16 protein-coding genes and 1 riboswitch are annotated in these 17,863 nt (G+C 71.5%); of the genes, 8 read left to right on the forward strand and 8 right to left on the reverse strand.

Going from position 1 to position 17,863, the window contains the following annotated elements; genetic code table 11:
* Positions 1 to 89 precede the first annotated feature (89 nt).
* Positions 90 to 1,181 (reverse strand): ScyD/ScyE family protein, encoded by a 1,092-nt coding sequence (locus tag OG252_RS21065; protein ID WP_266434828.1) that lies wholly within the window; start codon positions 1,179 to 1,181, stop codon positions 90 to 92.
* A gap of 264 nt (positions 1,182 to 1,445) precedes the next feature.
* A riboswitch (cyclic di-AMP (ydaO/yuaA leader) is annotated at positions 1,446 to 1,615 on the forward strand.
* Between the two features lie 8 nt (positions 1,616 to 1,623).
* Here OG252_RS21065 and OG252_RS21070 point away from each other — a divergent pair.
* Positions 1,624 to 2,802 carry a C40 family peptidase gene (locus OG252_RS21070; RefSeq protein ID WP_266434831.1) on the forward strand — a complete coding sequence of 393 codons (1,179 nt, stop codon included), beginning with the start codon at positions 1,624 to 1,626 and terminating at the stop codon, positions 2,800 to 2,802.
* A gap of 34 nt (positions 2,803 to 2,836) precedes the next feature.
* Here OG252_RS21070 and OG252_RS21075 read toward each other — a convergent pair whose 3' ends face one another.
* Positions 2,837 to 3,454, reverse strand: coding sequence for a hypothetical protein (locus OG252_RS21075; protein ID WP_329337907.1), 618 nt, complete (start codon positions 3,452 to 3,454; stop codon positions 2,837 to 2,839).
* Between the two features lie 136 nt (positions 3,455 to 3,590).
* Positions 3,591 to 3,944, reverse strand: a complete 354-nt coding sequence (locus OG252_RS21080) for a hypothetical protein (RefSeq protein ID WP_266434835.1) — start codon at positions 3,942 to 3,944, stop codon at positions 3,591 to 3,593.
* Between the two features lie 531 nt (positions 3,945 to 4,475).
* Between OG252_RS21080 and OG252_RS21085 the strand changes: the two genes are divergently transcribed.
* From OG252_RS21085 to OG252_RS21100, 4 genes are all read left to right on the forward strand, one after another.
* Complete coding sequence (locus OG252_RS21085; protein WP_329337910.1) at positions 4,476 to 5,540, forward strand: C40 family peptidase; 1,065 nt, start codon at positions 4,476 to 4,478, stop codon at positions 5,538 to 5,540.
* Between the two features lie 232 nt (positions 5,541 to 5,772).
* Positions 5,773 to 7,977: an MMPL family transporter gene (locus OG252_RS21090; RefSeq protein WP_329337912.1), complete on the forward strand. Its 2,205-nt coding sequence runs from the start codon at positions 5,773 to 5,775 to the stop codon at positions 7,975 to 7,977.
* A gap of 50 nt (positions 7,978 to 8,027) precedes the next feature.
* On the forward strand, positions 8,028 to 9,227 hold the full coding sequence (locus tag OG252_RS21095) for a sensor histidine kinase (RefSeq protein ID WP_329337914.1): 1,200 nt from the start codon (positions 8,028 to 8,030) through the stop codon (positions 9,225 to 9,227).
* 2 nt (positions 9,228 to 9,229) lie between these two features.
* Positions 9,230 to 9,877, forward strand: a complete 648-nt coding sequence (locus OG252_RS21100; protein ID WP_266434843.1) for a response regulator — start codon at positions 9,230 to 9,232, stop codon at positions 9,875 to 9,877.
* Positions 9,878 to 9,889: 12 nt separating this feature from the next.
* Here OG252_RS21100 and OG252_RS21105 read toward each other — a convergent pair whose 3' ends face one another.
* Entirely contained in the window at positions 9,890 to 10,606 is a 717-nt protein-coding gene (locus OG252_RS21105) for a LuxR C-terminal-related transcriptional regulator (protein ID WP_266434845.1), read from the reverse strand.
* Positions 10,603 to 11,895, reverse strand: coding sequence for an ATP-binding protein (locus OG252_RS21110; RefSeq protein ID WP_266434846.1), 1,293 nt, complete (start codon positions 11,893 to 11,895; stop codon positions 10,603 to 10,605). Before OG252_RS21110 ends, OG252_RS21105 begins: the two co-directional genes overlap by 4 nt.
* A gap of 179 nt (positions 11,896 to 12,074) precedes the next feature.
* On the opposite strand from OG252_RS21110, the gene OG252_RS21115 reads away from it, so the two are divergent.
* Together OG252_RS21115 and OG252_RS21120 are read left to right on the forward strand one after the other, a co-directional pair.
* Entirely contained in the window at positions 12,075 to 13,559 is a 1,485-nt protein-coding gene (locus tag OG252_RS21115) for a PspC domain-containing protein (RefSeq protein WP_329337918.1), read from the forward strand.
* Positions 13,546 to 13,797, forward strand: a complete 252-nt coding sequence (locus tag OG252_RS21120) for a hypothetical protein (protein WP_329337920.1) — start codon at positions 13,546 to 13,548, stop codon at positions 13,795 to 13,797. Before OG252_RS21115 ends, OG252_RS21120 begins: the two co-directional genes overlap by 14 nt.
* A gap of 118 nt (positions 13,798 to 13,915) precedes the next feature.
* On the opposite strand, the gene OG252_RS21125 is transcribed toward OG252_RS21120, so the two are convergent.
* Together OG252_RS21125 and OG252_RS21130 are read right to left on the reverse strand one after the other, a co-directional pair.
* Complete coding sequence (locus OG252_RS21125) at positions 13,916 to 14,446, reverse strand: DoxX family protein (protein WP_329337922.1); 531 nt, start codon at positions 14,444 to 14,446, stop codon at positions 13,916 to 13,918.
* Between the two features lie 217 nt (positions 14,447 to 14,663).
* On the reverse strand, positions 14,664 to 15,953 hold the full coding sequence (locus OG252_RS21130) for a hypothetical protein (RefSeq protein WP_329337924.1): 1,290 nt from the start codon (positions 15,951 to 15,953) through the stop codon (positions 14,664 to 14,666).
* A gap of 154 nt (positions 15,954 to 16,107) precedes the next feature.
* Here OG252_RS21130 and OG252_RS21135 point away from each other — a divergent pair, with 154 nt between their 5' ends.
* Positions 16,108 to 17,001, forward strand: coding sequence for a DUF4429 domain-containing protein (locus tag OG252_RS21135; RefSeq protein ID WP_266434856.1), 894 nt, complete (start codon positions 16,108 to 16,110; stop codon positions 16,999 to 17,001).
* Positions 17,002 to 17,027: 26 nt separating this feature from the next.
* On the opposite strand, the gene OG252_RS21140 is transcribed toward OG252_RS21135, so the two are convergent.
* On the reverse strand, positions 17,028 to 17,837 hold the full coding sequence (locus OG252_RS21140; protein ID WP_329337926.1) for a class II aldolase/adducin family protein: 810 nt from the start codon (positions 17,835 to 17,837) through the stop codon (positions 17,028 to 17,030).
* Between the last annotated feature and the right edge of the window lie 26 nt (positions 17,838 to 17,863).

The raw sequence follows: 17,863 nt of genomic DNA on the forward strand, positions 1-17,863 counted from the left end.
GACAGCCCGCCGCCACCCCAAGAACTTCGCCCCGTTCGAAGGGTTCTCCGGAAGAACTCCGCAAGGACTCCGGAAGGCTCCCGCAGGGCTCAGAAGCCGAGGATCTTCCAGAGCTGGCCGCCCGGTGTCTTCCTGCCCTCCAGCATCGTGCCGTCCCGGTCCGCGATCGACCAGGCCGAGACGTAGACCTTGCCGTCGTACGGGTCGACGGCCACGCCCGCCGGGAACGGCACCTTCACGCTCGTACGTTTGCCGTGCGAGACCTTCGTCACCCGGCCGGCGAAGAGCTGGCTGACGTACAGGTCGCCCTTGTCGTTGAAGGCGATGCCTCCGATGGAGCCGAAGCCGGACTTCCAGCCGAGGATCTTGCCGGTCCGGGGGTCGACCTTCCACACCCGCGCGGTGGGCTTGGCGGCCTCGCCGTTCAGCTCGCCGACGTAGAGCGTGCCGTCGGGGCCGAGGGCGAGGGAGGTGGGGACGGACTCGTTGCCGTCGTGGTCCGGGAAGACCGTGAAGGGGCGGGCCCTGCCGCCGGGCGAGACGACGACCAGGTCGTTTCCGGCCGCGTCCGCGACGATCTTGCGGCCGTCGGGGAGGGCGAGGACGGCGTACGGGTTGGACTCCAGCGACGCCTTGTGCGGGTTGTGCCGGAACTCGACGGCCGAGATGTCCGCGGCGATCCTCGCCTTGCCGTGCCCGAGGTCCAGCAGCTTGCCGAGGGTGTTCCAGGGCGGGGCCGTCGGGACTCCGGCCTCCGGCGGGGCGTACGTCTCGACGCCCCAGACCTTGCCGTGCAGGGCGGAGACACCGTCGAGGCCGGTCGCGAAGCCGCCGTCCGGGGCGGCGCCCGAGGGCAGCCCCTTCACCACCCTGTGGTGCTTCCACGCGCCCCCGTCCCAGTAGACCTTGGTGAGCGCGGAGGTGAGTCCGACGCACGTCTCGCCCTCGGGCCCCTCCCCGATGCACTTCTTGCCGCCCCGGCCGGCCTCGGCGACGTACAGCCGACCGTGGTCGTAGGAGAGCTGGCGCGGGTTGTCGAGGCCGGTCGCGATCACCCGGACGACCGGTTTGCCGCCCGCCTGACCTCCCTGGCCCGCGCTGGCGGGCGCGACGCCCGCGGTGGCGGCGAGTGCGACTCCTGTCGCGAGTCCCGTGGCGACGAGTGTCCTGCGTTTCGTCATGGCCGTGCCCCTCTTCCCCAGCCACGGCACCGGACCGCGGCTGGGTGGAAGCTAGCGCCCCGAAGGGGGCGGACGTCATCACTCCGGCGAAAATACGCACAAGTCGTGGCAGATCACTCCGGATCGACCACGGTGAGCCATGTCCTGACCCAAGGTCACGAAAATGTATCGGGCATATCGAACATCAACCTTCACAGGGGCCACACCAGTTGGCTACGGTGCCGGACAGGCCGTACGACACCCACCGGCGAACGTCGCCGGGCCGCACGGCCTCCGCCGAGTCCGACGCGCCGCCGCGCGCCCGGAGCCGGGGACCCACCGACCTTGGGGTGAATCGGCCCGAACTCCCTTCCAGGGAAGGGCCGTAGGGCAAACCTTCCTAACCACCCGCCCGAACCCGACAGCTAACTCGGTAGGCGGAACGTGGAAGGAGTCGCCTCCCTTGGCGTCGCACCGCAAGTCGCGCCCTTCGGGCACGCGCGTAGCAGGCATACGGACCCCGGCCCTTGCCACGGCCGCCCTCACCTCCGTGGCCCTGCTGTCCCAGACGGCCAACGCCGCCCCGTCGGCCGACGACAAACCGAGCCTCGAAGAGGTCGAGAAGAAGGTCGACGACCTGTACCGGCAGGCGGAGTCGGCGACCGACAAGTACAACGCGGCCCAGGAGAAGACCGCGAAGCAGCGCAAGCGCGTCGACACCCTCCTCGACGACGTCGCCCAGCGCACCCAGAGCCTCAACGAGGCGCGGGAGGAACTCGGCACCTTCGCCGCCGCCCAGTACCGGACCGGCGCCTCCGCCCCCGACACGGCGACCTTCCTGCTCGCGGACTCCCCGCAGGACTACTTCGACCAGACCCAGCTGATGGGCCGGCTGACCAACCGCCAGAAGGGCGCGGTCGACGACTACGTCACCGAGCAGTCCGAGACGATGAAGAAGCGCCAGGAGGCCACCGAGAGCCTTCAGACGCTCACCAAGTCACAGGGCGAGCTCAAGACCGCCAAGGCGACGGTGCAGACGAAGCTCGCCGACGCCCGCGCGCTGCTGTCGCAACTGACCGCCGAGGAGAAGGCCCGGCTCGCGGCGATCGAGCGGAAGAAGCAGCAGGAGGCCGCGGCCAAGGCGGCCGAGCTGGCGCGGCAGCAGGCGGCGGAGCAGAAGGCCCGGGAGGAGGCGGCGGCTCAGCAGGAGACGGACAGCGGCTCGTCGAGCTCTTCCTCCTCCACCACCACCGACTCGTCCACCGCCACGGACGCCTCGTACGCCACCAAGGCCGAGAAGGCGCTCGCCTTCGCCCGCGCCCAGATCGGCAAGCCGTACGTCTGGGGCGCCACCGGCCCCGAGTCCTACGACTGCTCCGGCCTCACCCAGGCCGCCTGGAAGGCCGCCGGCGTCGACATCCCGCGCGTCACCTACGACCAGGTCAAGGCCGGCACCACGGTCTCCGTCTCCGCCGCCCAGCCCGGTGACCTGGTCTTCTTCTACGACGACATCAGCCACGTCGGCCTCTACATCGGCAACGGCATGATGATCCACGCCCCGAAGCCGGGCGCGTACGTCCGCGAGGAGTCCATTTTCTACGACGGCGAGTCGTCGATCCACAGCGTGGTGCGGCCGGCCTGACCGGACGCCGCCCGGCCGCGGGCGCGGGCCCTGGTCAGTGACCTCCCTGGTTCTCGACACAGGGCCCCGCTCCCGGCTGGGGCTCGGCGTAGACGCCGTGCACCTCGCCGGTCAGCTCGTCCTTCGTCACCCGCCCGGACACGCACACGACGCCCGTGTAGACGGCGTAGTACCCGTTCCCGACGGAGACGCCATGCTCCTCGCCGCAGCCGACACGCCGCAGTGCCGCCTCCACGCGCTGGTCGCTGAAGCGGCCGAACTCCCCGGAGCCGCCTTCCTTCCGGACCTTCGCCAGCTCCGTGAGGATGAGCTCGGCCGACGCCTGCCCACTGGCCTGCTGCTCCGCGCTCAGGGACGCCTGCATGCGGTAGGCGTGGTTGTCGGCGTAGTTGGGGGGCGCGTCGGCGGGCCCGTCCGGCAGGCCTCCGTCCGGGCTCGACGTGCTCGGAACGGGTGAGGAAGGCAGCGCGGTGGGTGTCCCGGCCGGCTGCGCGCACGTCGGCGGGGGCGGGTAGGAGGGCGTCGGGCTGCCCGACTGCGCGGAGCCGGCCTCATCGGCCGCCCCGCCCTTCTGGCTGCCGCACGCGGTCATGGTGATCACCATGAGGGAAGCTGCGGCGGCGGCCATGGCGGCTGATCGTCTGAAGGGCATGGGCAGAGTTTCCCCGCTCGGAGCGCGGGTTGTCATGAGCGGAACTACTCAGACCGTCGCCGCGAAGGTCTTTGCCGCGAAGGTCTTTGGAGAGGCCGAGGATGCGCGACCTCGGCCCGGACCGGCGTCCGGTTCCTCAGGTCCACAGCACCGCGATGAAGATGTTCGCCGTGGTCAGCGCGCCGACCAGCCCGAACAGCCGCTTGTCCACCGTCTCCTCGTCCCGCTGGACGTAGACGAGCCCGAGGATCACGATCAGCAGGGCCAGCTTCACGCCGATCTTGATGTTGTTGACGGACTGGTCGTCGGCCTGGTTGAGGCCGACCAGGACGACGCCGGTGACCAGCATCGTCAGCGCGCCGTGCAGCATCGCCGGGACGAAGCGGGCGGTGCCCTGGCCCATCGCCTTCATCTGGGTGAGGAAGCCGCCGAGCAGCGAGGCGATGCCGATGATGTGCAGGCCGACGAAGAGATGGATGAGTACGTCCATGAGGCCGGAGCCTAATCAGACCCCCGGGCGCCCTCCGACACCGCCCCGTCCCAACCGCCTCTTTCGACCCCGGCCCCGACCCCGACCTCGGCCCCGGTTCCTGCCTCGCCTCACCCACCTCGCCTCGCCGTGGCAGATCTTGCATATATGCGGCCCATAGCACCCGCCCGCCCTCACTGGTCCGGATTCGGCACATCGGTCATCGCTCTGCGTGAAGTCGACGGGGCCGACCGCGGATCACGGTCACATACGGTCACCCGGTGGTCAGCTCGGAGAACTTCCGCACATCGCGTTACCCCGCCGTCACACTCAGGTTTAGCGTCCTCCCTCAGGTGACCGGCTCCCCACCGCCGCCCGGACCAGGGGCGGCAGTCGGCCACCACCGCCGAGAAGGTCCGGCGGCGGTCCGCTCCCCCTGTGCGGGTCGTCGCCGGACGCGTGACCGCCCCCGGGTGGCCGTACGTCCGCTCCGCTTGGCGTTCGTACGGACAGGGCGGTCGTACGAGTCGTACGAAAGGACGTGCAGTCCACGTGGCAGCGCACCGCAAGCCCCGGCAACGCTCGGTCAGCGGCACCAAGGCCCGGACGGCGGCGACGATCGCCCTCGCGGGCGCGGCGACCGCGACCGGCTTCGACGGGACCGGACACGCCGAGCCTCAGCTCACGCCGGCGCAGGTCAAGGCGAAGGTGGACAAGCTGTACCAGGAGGCGGAGGTCGCCACCGAGAAGTACAACGGCGCGAAGGAGAAGGCGGAGGCGGCCCAGTCGCGGCTGTCCAACCTGCGGGACGAGGCGGCACGCAGGACGGAGACCCTCAACTCGGCCCGGGACGCGCTGGGTTCCATGGCCGCCGCCCAGTACCGCGACGGCGGCCTCGACCCCGCCCTGCAACTCGCCCTCTCCGACGACCCCGACCAGTACCTGGACGGCGCCGAGTTCGCCGAACGGGCCGGCAGCCGCCAGGCCTCGTCCGTGGCCGGCGTCCGCGAACAGCTCCGGGAGATCGAGCAGCTGCGCGGCGCCGCACACATCGAGCTCGCCTCCCTGCAGTCCCGCCAGGCGGACCTGAAACGCCACAAGAAGACGATCAACGGCAAGCTGGGCGCGGCCCGACAGCTGCTGTCCCAGCTGCCCACGGAGCAGCGCGCAGGGCTCGGCGAGGGGGACGCGGCCCGCGCCTCCCGCTCGTCGACGACCGCCCGGGACGGCCTGACGGCCCCCGGCTCAGCCACCGCTCAGGCCCCCAACTCCCGCGCCGCGGCCGCCGTCTCGTACGCCTACTCCAAGCTCGGCAGCCCCTACGTCTGGGGCGCGACCGGCCCGGACGCCTTCGACTGCTCGGGCCTCATGCAAGCCGCGTACCGCTCCGCGGGCATCTCCCTCCCCCGCACCACCTACGCCCAGATCGACACCGGCACCCGCGTCTCCCGCTCCGAACTGCTCCCCGGCGACCTGGTGTTCTTCTACTCCGCCATCAGCCACGTCGGCATGTACATCGGCAACGGCCAGATGGTCCACGCGCCCAATCCGTCGGCGCCGGTGCGGGTCGCTCCGATCAGCGAGATGCCGTTCGCGGGGGCTACTCGGGTGGTGTGAGGGGGCGGCCGATCGGAAGGCTGCCTCACTCTCGCGTCACGGGCAACACCGGAACCCCGAGCCCGTGATACTCCTCGGGTTCGAGAGCGTGCGTGCGGCACACTCGCCTCCGGGCCCTCCCCCGTAAGCGAAGCGCTCGTACTCAACGGACGAGGGTCCACCAGTCGGTGGACCTCAAGTTCAACCGGTCGCTGCTGTCGGCGCCACACCCCCGACGAAGAGGGTGGACGCCATGAAGAATCTTCCCGTACGCATGGCTCGTTGGAGCGCCGCCCACCCCTGGCGGGGCATCGTCGGCTGGTTCGTGTTCGTCGTCCTGTGCCTCGGTATCGGCATCACCGTCGGCACCAACGCGGCGACCACCGAGGACTTCCGCATCGGCGAGGCGGGACGCGGCGAGGCGATCGCCGCGGAGGGCGGGTTACAGCAGCGCCCCGTCGAACACGTCCTGATCACCGCGAAGCCGGGCACCGGAAAGCTCGACATCGTCGCGGCCGACTCGGCCGCCGCCGACGTCGCCGCCCGGATGCGCAAGCTGCCCGAGGTGCTCTCCGTCACCGACCCGGTGCGCGGCGCGGGCGGCACGGCGGTGCGGGTCACCGTCACCATGAAGGGCCCGGAGCTGGAGGGCAAGGAGCACGTCGACCCGCTGCTCGAGCAGACCGCGGCCGTACAGAAGGCCAACCCCGGGCTGCGCGTCGAGGAGACCGGATCGCCTTCCATCAGCAAGGGCGTCGACAAGCTGCGCGGCGACGACCTCGCGCGCACCGAGATGATCGCCCTGCCGGTCACCCTCATCACCCTGCTGCTGGTCTTCAGCTCCGTGGCGATGGCCCTCGTACCGCTGCTGCTCGCCCTGTCCTCGATCGCCGCGGCCGTCGGCCTGACGATGGTGGCCTCGCACGTCTTCCCCGACAACGGCATCAGCACCAACGTCATCCTGCTCATCGGCCTCGCGGTCGGCGTCGACTACACGCTCTTCTACCTCAAGCGCGAACGTGAGGAACGGGCCCGCGCCGGGGGCAGGCTGAGCCCGCAGGCCGTCGTCGAACTCGCCGCCGCCACGTCCGGCCGGGCCGTTGTCGTCTCCGGCCTCGCGGTCGCCGTCTCCAGCGCCACCCTCTACCTCGCCGACGACGTCATCTTCTCGTCCATCGCCACCGGCGCGATCCTCGTCACCCTCGTCGCCGTCGTCAGCTCACTGACCGTGCTGCCCGCCCTCCTCGCCGCACTGGGCATGCGCGCCGAGCGCCGTGCCGAGCGCCGGGCGGCCCGCGGGCTCGCCCCGAGGAAGCAGAAGACGCACAAGGCCGGCTCCGGCCGCCTGACCGCCGCGGTGCTGCGTCCCGTCGCCAAACACCCCGTCGCCACGCTCACCGTCGCCCTTGTCGGGCTGCTCGCCCTCGCCGCCCCGGTCCTGGGCCTCAAGCTCACGGACATGGGCCGCGAGACACACTCCCGCTCCATCGTCGCCATGCAGGTCTACGACCGGCTGAACGCGGCCTACCCGGAGCTGAAGTCCATGCACCAGGTCGTCGTCCGCGCCGAGGCCGACCGTTCGCCCGAGGTGACCGCCGCCCTGCGCGAACTCGCCACCGACGTCAAGGACGACCCGCGCCTGAGCGGCACTTCCCGGCTGACCACGTCGCCCGACCAGCGGATCAGCATGCTCCAGCTACAGGTCCCGCACCACGTCAGCAGCGACAAGGCCGGGTCGTCGCTCAAGGACATCCGCGACACGTACATCCCGGAGACCGTCGGCCAGGTGACGGGTGCCGAGACCGCGGTGACCGGTGACGTCGCCCGCTACACCGACTATCCGGCCCACCAGGAGCAGAAGCTGCCGCTCATCATCGGGGCGCTGCTCCTGGTGACCTTCGCCATGACCGTCTGGGCGTTCCGCTCCGTGGTCCTCGGCCTGGTCGGCATCCTCCTCAACCTCCTCTCCGCCGCCGCCTCGCTCGGCATCCTCGTCCTGGTCTTCCAGCACACCTGGGCCGAAGGCCTGGTCGACTTCACCTCCACCGGTTCGATCGGCACCCGTGTTCCGCTGTTCCTCTTCGTGATCCTGTTCGGCCTGTCGATGGACTACCAGGTCTTCGTGATCAGCCGGATCCGGGAGGCCGCCCTGCGCGGAGTCCCCACCCGCAAGGCCGTGATCGAGGGCATCGGCAGCTCGGCGGGCGTGGTGACCAGCGCGGCCGCGGTGATGGTCACGGTCTTCGCCAGCTTCGCGGCCCTGCACCTGATCGAGATGAAGCAGATCGGGTTCAGCCTCGCGGTCGCCGTCCTCCTGGACGCCTTCGTCATCCGCATGCTGGTTCTGCCGTCCATGATGCTCCTGCTCGGCGAGGCCAACTGGTGGCCCTCACGCGGAGTGCGCCGTGCCCTCCGCAGCACCGAACAGGCCTCCCGCCCGCTGGAATCGGTAGGCTGATCGACTCGACCGCCGGCCCCTCAACTCCCTTACGAACGAGGTGAATCAGCGTGAGTCAGTGGCAGCAGCAGCCGGGTGACCGGCTCGCCCAGGACCGTGTCCAGGACCGTATCCGCCGCTGGAACTCAGCGGGCTGGGTCCTGTTCGGCCTGCTGCCCCCGGCCGTCGCCGTGTTCGACGCGTCGCCGGCCCGGAAGTACTGGATGCTCGGCCTGCTCGCCCTGATCGCGCTGTGCCACACCGTCGTTCTCACCCGACCGGACAACCGAGTCCTGCCTCCCCGGACCTACCTCGCCGTCCTCGCCGTCGTCCTGGGCGCGACGTCCTACCTGCTGGACGGCGGGGCCGCCTTCTACGTCGTGTCCCTGCCGCAGTTCTGGCTCTTCACCCGCGCCCCGCGGGACGCGATCACGCTCAGCGGGGCCGCCGCGGCTCTCACCGTGTTCGGCGGCACCCTCGGCCAGGGCTGGAGCCCTCAGTTCCTCACCGGGAACGCGGTGTTCACCGTCGTCGCCTACGCCGCAGGGGTGGGTCTGGGGCAGTGGGTGCACCGCTTCGTCGGCCAGAGCAACCAGCGGCAGGAACAACTCACCTCCGAACTGGCCGTCACCCAGGAGGAGTTGGCGGCCGCGCATCAGCGGCAGGGCGCGGCCGAGGAGCGCGAACGGCTCGCCCGGGAGATCCACGACACCCTCGCCCAGGGCTTCGCCTCCATCGTGGTGCTCGCGGAGGCCGCCCGCGCTGCCACCGTCACCGACCCCGTACGCTGCGCCGAACAGCTCACCTCCATCGAGCAGACGGCGCGGGAGAACCTGGCCGAGGCCCGGGTGCTCGTCGGCTCCGCCCCCGAGAGCGGCGTCGCACCCAGTTCGCTGGCCACCACCCTGCGCAGAACCCTGGACCGCTTCGTCCAGGACACCGGCCTCACCGTCACCGCCGAACTGCCCGACGTGGACCTGGACCAGCGCACCCGCGTCGCCCTGCTGCGCTGCACCCAGGAGTCCCTCGCCAACGTGCGCAAACACTCGGGCGCCTCCACCGTCGGCGTCGTCCTCACCGAACTCGCGGGCGGTGTCGAGCTGGAGATCACCGACGACGGCCGCGGCTTCGTCGTCGAGGAGTCCCAGGGTTTCGGCCTCGACGGCATGCGCCGACGGCTGGCCGAACTCGACGGCGAACTCGCCGTCACCAGCTCCCTCGGGGACGGCACCCGAATCCTCGCCAGCCTTCCCACGCACAGTCAGGACTGACCATGACCGACACCGCGTACGACCGGATCCGCGTGGTCGTGGTCGACGACCACGCCGTGATGCGCGCCGGAGTCATCGCCCTGCTGACCGACGAGCCCACGATGGAGATCGTCGGCGAGGCGAGCGACGGCCGCGAGGGCGTCGACCTCGTCGAGCGGCTCGCCCCCGATGTGGCCCTCCTAGACCTGCGCATGCCGGTGCTCGACGGCGTGGCCGCCACCGCCGAGATCGTCGCTCTGCCGGTGGCCACCCGGGTGCTGATCCTCACCACGTACGACACGGACATCGAGATCGAACGCGCCGTGGAGGCCGGTGCCGTCGGCTACCTGCTCAAGGACACCACCCGCGAGCAGCTCGCCGACGCCATCCGCTCGGCGGCACGCGGTGAGACGGTCCTCGCGCCCAAGGTCGCGGAGCGCCTGGTGGCCCGGATGCGCCGGCCCGAGCCGGTCGCGCTCACCGCCCGCGAGCGGGACGTGCTGCGCGCGGTCGCCGACGGTCTGTCCAACGCCGAGATCGGCCGTCGCCTGGTCATCGGCGAGGCCACGGTGAAGACGCACCTCCTGCGGGTCTTCGCGAAACTCGACGTCAGCGACCGCACTCGCGCCGTCGTCGTCGCCCTGGAACGCGGACTCCTTGCGCGCTCCTGAGGCCCGGGCGCCCTAGACCAGCCTCCGCGCCGTCGCCCACCTAGTCAGCTCATGCCGGTTCGACAGCTGAAGCTTCCTCAGCACCGCCGAGACATGGGACTCGACCGTCTTCACCGAGATGAAGAGCTGCTTGGCGATCTCCTTGTACGCGTACCCGCGCGCGATCAGCCGCAGCACCTCCCGCTCGCGCTGGGTGAGGCGGTCCAGGTCCTCGTCCACCGGGGGCGCGTCCGTCGACGCGAAGGCGTCCAGGACGAAACCGGCGAGTCTCGGGGAGAAGACCGCGTCGCCCTCCTGGACCCGGAAGATGGAGTTGATCAGGTCGGCGCCTGTGATCGTCTTCGTGACGTAGCCTCGCGCGCCGCCGCGGATCACGCCGATCACGTCCTCCGCCGCGTCCGACACGGACAGGGCGAGGAAGCGGACGGGCTGCTCGGCGTCGGACATCAACGGGGCGCAGCGGCGCAGGACTTCGACGCCGCCGCCGCCCGGGAGGTGGACGTCGAGGAGGACCACCTCGGGCCGGGTCGCGGTGATGACAGTGACCGCCTGGTCGACGTCCGCGGCCTCGCCGACGACCTCCACGCCGGTCTGCTCGGTCTGGCCGATCTCGGCCTGGACGCCCGTACGGAACATGCGGTGGTCGTCGACGAGGACCACGCGTACGTGGCGCCCGCCCTCACCACCGGGGGTCTCCGCGGTGCCGGTTCCCTCGGTCGGGTCGCTCATGACGTCTTCTCCGCCCTCTCCATCTCCAGCTCGACCTCCGTGCCGCCGTCCGGCACCGCGCGCAGCCGCGCCGTGCCGCCGTTGCGCTCCATGCGGCCGATGATCGATTCTCTGACGCCCATGCGGTCGGCGGGTATGGAGTCGAGGTCGAAGCCGGGGCCGCGGTCCCGGACGGACACGAAGACCGTCTTTCCCTCGACTTCGGCGAAGACCTGGACTGCGCCGCCCTCGCCACCGTACTTGGCGGCGTTCACCATCGCTTCGCGTGCGGCCTGCATCTGTGGCCCGATTCTCTCGTCGAGGGGGCAGTCGCCGACGACGACCACCTCTATGGGGACGCCGTGTTTGTCCTCGACCTCGGCGGCGTTGCGCCGCACCGCGTCGGCGAGGGTGGTGGGCTCGTCGGCCTCGTCCTTGCCGGTGCCCTCGGGCTTGTACAGCCAGGTGCGCAGGTCGCGCTCCTGGGCGCGGGCGAGGCGGCGGACCTCGGCCGCGCTCTCCGCGTTGCGCTGGATCAGGGTGAGGGTGTGCAGCACCGAGTCGTGGACATGGGCGGCGACTTCGGCGCGCTCCTGGGCGCGGATGCGCATCAGGCGCTCCTCGGAGAGGTCCTGGGTCATGCGCACCAGGTAGGGACCGGCCAGGAGCGTTATGCCGACGAGGACCGCGAGGGCCGCCTGCAGGACCGAGCCGAGGTGGGCGGCGGAGCCCTGCAGGACGAAGATGCCGGAGACGCCGGCGGTGACCAGCAGGACGCCGGCCACGGCACGCAGCAGGGTGAGTGTGCGCCGGCGGCGGCCGGCCTCGACCCAGCGAGCCCGGCGGGCGTTGTCCGCCTGGCGCCACACGAGGGCGACGCCCGCGCCGACGAGGACGACCGGCCAGAGGTAGGCCTTGGCGCCGTTGCCGAGGTTCACATTGCCGACGAAGACCATGGCCACGACGACCATGAGGAGCAGGGCCACGATCTGGCCCTTGTCCGGCCGGCGCGTGACGAGTCTGCGGCGGCCGTCCGCCGAGGTCTCGGTGGCGACCAGGGACGGGGGTTTCTGGCCGCCGACGCCGCCGACGCCGAGCGGAACGAAGAACCAGAACGCGGCGTACAACAGAGCGCCGAGGCCGTCCGCCAGGAACAGGCCGACGAACATGAGCCGCACCCAGATCACGGGCAGGCCGAGATGTCCGGCGAGCCCCCGCGCCACGCCACCGAGCCAGCGTCCGTCACTGCTGCGGTAGAGCTTGCGCGGCGGCCGCGGTTCGACGAGTGGCGCTGCTGCGGCTTCCGGCATGCCATCGATGGTCACACGGCGGCACGGCGCGGGCATCAGGGTTGTCCCCCGAGACTCCCCTGATCTTCGACGGGCGGGTCCGTCGAACGCTTCCCCGGCGCCGGCTCAGGGCAGATATCAGGGTCCGGCCAGGGTCGTTCCGACTGCCGCGGCGGCGGCGCGGCAGTCACCATGGAGCCATGACAGATCACGACCACGCCGCGACGGGTCCGGGACCCGGCTCCGGCCCGCGCCCCCGACCGGGCGCCGGGCCGCAGGATGCCGTGCCCGCCGCGGGGGCGGAGCCGCACGCGGGCGCCCCGGCCGGCCCGGGCGCGGCCTCGCGCGCGCACGTGCGGGCGGGCGCGGAGGGAGAAGGAGAGGCGGCCGCGGCGGAGGCGGGCGCGGCCGAGCTGCCCCACAAGTACCGGCGCGACCGGCGGTACAAGATGCTCGCGGGCGTGTGTGCCGGGCTGGGGCGGCAGTGCGACATGGATCCGGTGATCTTCCGGATCACCCTCGCGGTGCTGTCCGCGACCGGCGGCATAGGCCTCATCTTCTACGGCTTCGTGTGGCTCTTCGTCCCGTATGCCGACGAGGACGAGAACGAGGTGCGCAAGCTGCTGACGGGCCGCGTGGACGGCCAGGCGCTGACGGCCGTGCTGTTCGCGCTGGTCGGCTGCGGGGTGTTCCTGACGCTGCTGAACAACGGCGGGGTGCTGGCCTTCGCCGTCGTCCTCTCCCTGCTCCTCGCGGGCGCCGGGTACTGGTCGCGGCACCGCGGCGCCCCCGACACCGACCCACTGGCCGCCCAGGCCGTCGCCGACGCCCCGCCGGAGGCCCAGGCACCGCCGGTCCCCATCGCCTACCCGTCCTGGTGGCGCGACCCCATCGTCAAGGACGGCACACATGTGGGCGGCACCGGTTATCTCTGGGGTCCGGAGGACTCCCGGGTCCGGGACATCTCGGCGGCGGTCAACATCGGCATGGGCGCCTCCTGGCGCGGCCGCGAGGGCATACGCACGCCGTACGCCCCGCCGCCCAAACCGCGCGGCCCCCGCTGGATCGGCGGGTGGGTGTTCCTGCTCGCCCTGCTCGCGGGCGGTCTCGGCACCCGCCTGACGTGGGAGGAACGCGCCCTTGGCACCAGCCTGCAGACCGGGCTGGCCTGCGCGCTCATCGTCCTCGGCGTGGGAATAGCGGTCAGCGCGTTCCTGGGACGTACGGGCGCGGGGTCGATCTTCCTGGCGATCGTGACGGCGGGGCTGCTCGCCGGGTCGGCGGCCCTGCCGGCGGACATCAACACCCACTGGGAGCGCACGGACTGGCGGCCGGCCACGGTGGCGGGCGTCCAGCAGAACTACAACGTCGGCACCGGCGTCGGCACCCTGGACCTGAGCCGGCTGGACCTGAAGAAGGGGCAGACGGTGGCCACAGAGGCGGACGTGGGCATGGGCCGGCTGCTGATCATCGTGCCCGCGGACGTGACCGTGAAGCTGAGCATCGACGTGGGGGTGGGCGACATCCAGTTGCCGGGCGACGACGAGAAGGACGTGGACGTGGCACCGGGCAAGCACAAGGAGGTGACCCTGGCACCGACGGCCGGCGGCACGGGCACCGGCACGCTGGACCTCGATCTCAGGGTCGGCATCGGACAGGCGGAGGTGAGCCGTGCTGCGTCATGAGTTCCAGCCGGGAAGGCTGGTCGCCGGGTCCTTCCTGATCCTCGCGGGCGTCATCTACGCCGGTGACGCGGGCGACGCCTGGGAGACCCCGTGGTTCGTGGTCATCCCGGTCGTCATCGGCGGCCTCTGCCTGGCGGGTGCGGTCGGAGCCCTGACCCGGGCCATACGCAGACGCCGCGCGGTGGGCCGTACGAAGCCCGCCGGGCCGCAACCGATGGAACCGGTGGAGCCGAGCTGACGGGGGGCCGCGCGGCAAGCGCCCCGCCCGCGTCCTCGCCCGGTCCCGCCCGTCAGCAACAGCGCCCCGCGCCTGCCGGAGCTACCGGTGCCTCACGACCCCGCGCGCCGTACGGGAGCTACCGGTAGTCCCCGAACCGCCGTCGTCGCCGTGCCCGTAGGGCTGCGTCCAGGGAGTAGACGGGGGCGCCGGCGAGGACGAGGGGGATCCAGGCCATGAGGTAGGCGAGGTCGTTGCCGTAGTAGTACGGGTCGGTGGCCCAGCTCACCGTGAGCCACAGGCTGAGCGAGATCAGTGCGCCGCCGACCGCGGCCAGCCGGGCGAGGAGGCCGATGAGGATGCCGATACCGACGGCGAGTTCACCGAAGGCGATGGCGTAGCCGAAGCCCACGGGGTTCTTCAGGGACAGGTCGACCAGTTCCGGGATGGCCGAGGAGTCGCGCACGGTGCGCATCAGGTCGCCGACCGAGCCGGAGCCGGAATCCCTCATGAAGGCGCTGTCGGTGAGTTTGTCCAGGCCGGCGTAGATGAAGGTGACGCCGAGGAAGACGCGGAGCGGAATGAGTGCATAGCGGGTGGCGGTGTCGCGCCAGTCCGGGCCGCCGTTCGCATAAGGGGAGTGCATGTCCGTACGAATGCCGTGAGTCATAGCTGCTAGCCGCCTCTCGCCCGCCGTGCCTGACCCCTCAGGTGACGATACGTACGACAGGGAGGCCCCGCTCAATCCCGACGCGACCGGTTGCGTCCCTGTCGCGACCAGTTTCTCCGACTTGACCGGCTTGAGCCATGCCCACGACACCGACAGCGAACCGACACCGACACGGACACCGACACCGAAAGGACCACGGATGGCACACCCGCACGGATCAGTCCGTGACGTCGATCGCGTACCGGTTCGTCTCGACGCCCGCCGCCGTCACCACCTGCACCTCCACCCGGCCCGGCTCCACATCGGCCGGGACCGGCACGGTCAGTACGGCGTCCGTGGGGTTGCTGAAGCCGCCGGTCACCGGGACCAGGGGGACGTGCACGTTGACCGGGCCGATGCGTACGACCATCCGGGACAGCCGGTCCGCGCCCTGCGCCCCCGGCGGCACGAAGCCGGCGCCGCGGATCTCGATGTCGTCGCCGGTGCGGATCGGCCCGTCCAGGTCGCCGGCCTCCCGGGCGCGCACGACGGAGAGGATCACCGGCCGCCCGCCCTCGGCGTACTTCCCGGCGACGTAGGTCGCGGCGGACACCAGGACCACCACCGCGAGACCCCAGGGCAGGTCCGGCAGCTGGTCGGGGCGCCGGGCCAGCCGCACGGCGGCGAACAGGAGGGCGACGGCGCTGATGACGACGTACTGGATGTCGGCGAAGGTGCCCCGGCCCGCGTCGTCCGTGAGCAGGTCGGCCGCCCTCGGCCGGTCGGCCCGTACCTTCTGCAGCCGCTGGCCCAGCACCCGCAGCCCGACCACGCGCCGTACCAGGACGGCGATCCCGCACACCACGGCGAGGACGGTCACCACGCCCGCCGCCCGGGCGAGTTCGAATCCGGCGAGCAGCGCGTCGCGCTCCGTCTGCTCGGACGCCGCCGCGAGGCGGCCCACGAGCACGAGCACGGCGTAGGCGACGAACAGCACCCAGCCGACCGCGACCGCCCGGGAGGTGGAGAGACGGTTGTCCTCACCGATCAGCGGCGCCAGCGCGCCGCCGCGCGCCCGGTGGAACCACGAGGCCGCCGTCAGCGCGCCGGCCACCACCAGGGCGGCGAGCAGTCCTGCGGTGCGGGCGGAGGTCCAGCCCGCGCCGATGGCCGTGAGCGACTGCACGAGGAGGAGCAGGACGACCAGCGCCCACACCACCGCCGCCGTACGGCGCCACAGTCGCGCCAGCCAGGCCTCGCCCTCGGCCCGGCCGCGTTCGGCGACGAGGTCCGCGGACTGGGTCAGTTCCTCCGAGACCCACTGGCGGGAGGCGGAGGCCGAGTGCGCCACCGCCGCCGGCAGCCCCTGCCCGGCCGCGAACTCGTCGCGTTTCAGCAGGAATTCGGCGACCGCCCTACGGTGTCCCGCCCGCGCCCCGTGGGGACAGTCCCCGCAGGTGCAGCCACCTCCGTGGATGCTCCCGTGCGCGCCCGAGTCCGCGCCCTGTCTCGCCTCCTGCACCGCCACGCCCGACGCCCGCCTTCCCCGCTTTTTTGTGCCTCACAACTCACGTGCGATGACAGCGAATTGTGCCCTACGCAACACGCCCCGTGCGGGGCAGGTCCGGTCAGGGCGATGGAAGGCCGGTTCGCCGTGTTGACCCGGCTGCGAGAATTTCCCCATGGCCGAGATCATCCAGCGCGACGGGACCTGGGCCTTCGACGGGAGCACGGTCAGGATCACGCCGGGACTCCACCGCTCCGTGCCGCTGTTCCGGCAGACGTACGGCGAGATCGCCGTGCCCCTGGAGGCCATCTCGGGCGTCGCCTTCGAGCCCGAACGCAAGCGCGGCCGGCTGCGCATGCGGCTGCGCGAGGGCGCCGACCCGCTCCTGCACGCGACGGGCGGCCGCCTGCCCGACCCGGCCGATCCGTACCGGCTGCTGGTGGAGGTGGACCGGGCGGGAGTCGCGGAGTACGTGGCCGAGGAGATCCGCCGTTCCCTGCTCCTGGACCAGATCCCCACGGAGCCGACCAAGGCCTACCTCCTGCCCGGCCCGCCGGTCCCGGTCTCGGTCCGTTCCTCGGACGGCACGGTCTCCTTCGACGGCACCCGGGTGCGGATCGACTGGGCGGACACCTCGGACCGGGTCAAGCGGGCGACCGGCCCCCGCATCATCGACCTCGGCGATCTCCTCCAGGTCGAGTGGCTGCCCAACTCCGGTTACGAGGACGGCTTCCTGCGCTTCGTGACCCGCGAGACGACCTTCTCCAAGCTGCCGCCGGAGAAGGACCCGTACGCCCTGGACCTGTGGGGCAGCGCCCGCCGCGACCTGCTCACGGCCCTCGTCGCCACCGCGGTCACGGCCCGCCTGCCGCACCCCTCCACCCGCGTCGCCGTCGAGAACGGCGAGCAGGCCGCCCGGCGCCCGCTGACGGCGGCCGTACCGCCCCAGGCCGACCATCACGACGTCCTCCTGAGGCGGCTGCGGGAGCTGGGCGAGCTGCACCGGGACGGGGTGCTGACGGACGAGGAGTTCGCGATGACGAAGGCCGCCGTCCTACGAGGGTTCTGAGAGGTTTCCGGGAGGGTTCTGAGGCGTCAGCTCAGCAAATCGGGCTCGCTGCGGCTGATGTCCTGCCACATCGGCTGGTAGTTGATCCACGCCACCAGGTCGCCGCCCAGCTGCTCCCGGGTGGCCACGGCCGCCTTGTGGTCGATCAGGACGGGCCGTCCGGCCGCCTTCGCGGTGAGCTGGACCTGGCAGGACCGTTCCAAGGACAGGAACCACCAGGCCGCCGCGTCCACCGAGTCGCCGACCGTCAGCAGCCCGTGGTTGCGCAGCACGAGCGCCTTGCGGGTACCGAGGGCGGTGGCGATGCGCCGGCCCTCGTCGGCGTCGACGGCGACGCCGGTGTAGGCGTCGTAGAGCGCGTGGTCCTCGTAGAACGCGCAGCTCTCCTGCGTGATCGGGTCCAGGAAGTCCCCCAGGGCCGACAGCGCGCGGCCATGCACCGAGTGGCAGTGCGCGACCGCGACGACGTCGGGGCGGGCGGCGTGCACCTGGACGTGCACGGTGAAGGCCGCCTGGTTGACGTGGTAGCGGCCCTCGATCACCTGGCCGTCGGAGTTGGCGAGGACCAGGTCGCTCACGGTGACGTGCTTGAACGGCAGCCCGAACGGATTGACCCAGAAACAGTCGCTGTACTCCGGATCACGGGCGGTGATGTGCCCCGAGACCCCGTCCTCGAAGCCGAGCCGCCCGAAGATCCGCAGCGCGCCCGCGAGCCGTTCCTTGCGGTGCCGGCGTTCGTCGTCGACCGATTCGTGCATCGGCGGCATGGCGAAGCGGAGCCGGTCGGTGGGGAGCGGCTGGGGTGGAGTGGGCCCGGCTTCGGGCGTCCCGTGCATGTGTCGTCCTCCAGCACTGGGTGGGT

Source organism: Streptomyces sp. NBC_01352, from assembly GCF_036237295.1.
Classification (GTDB): Bacteria; Actinomycetota; Actinomycetes; order Streptomycetales; family Streptomycetaceae; genus Streptomyces; species Streptomyces plumbiresistens.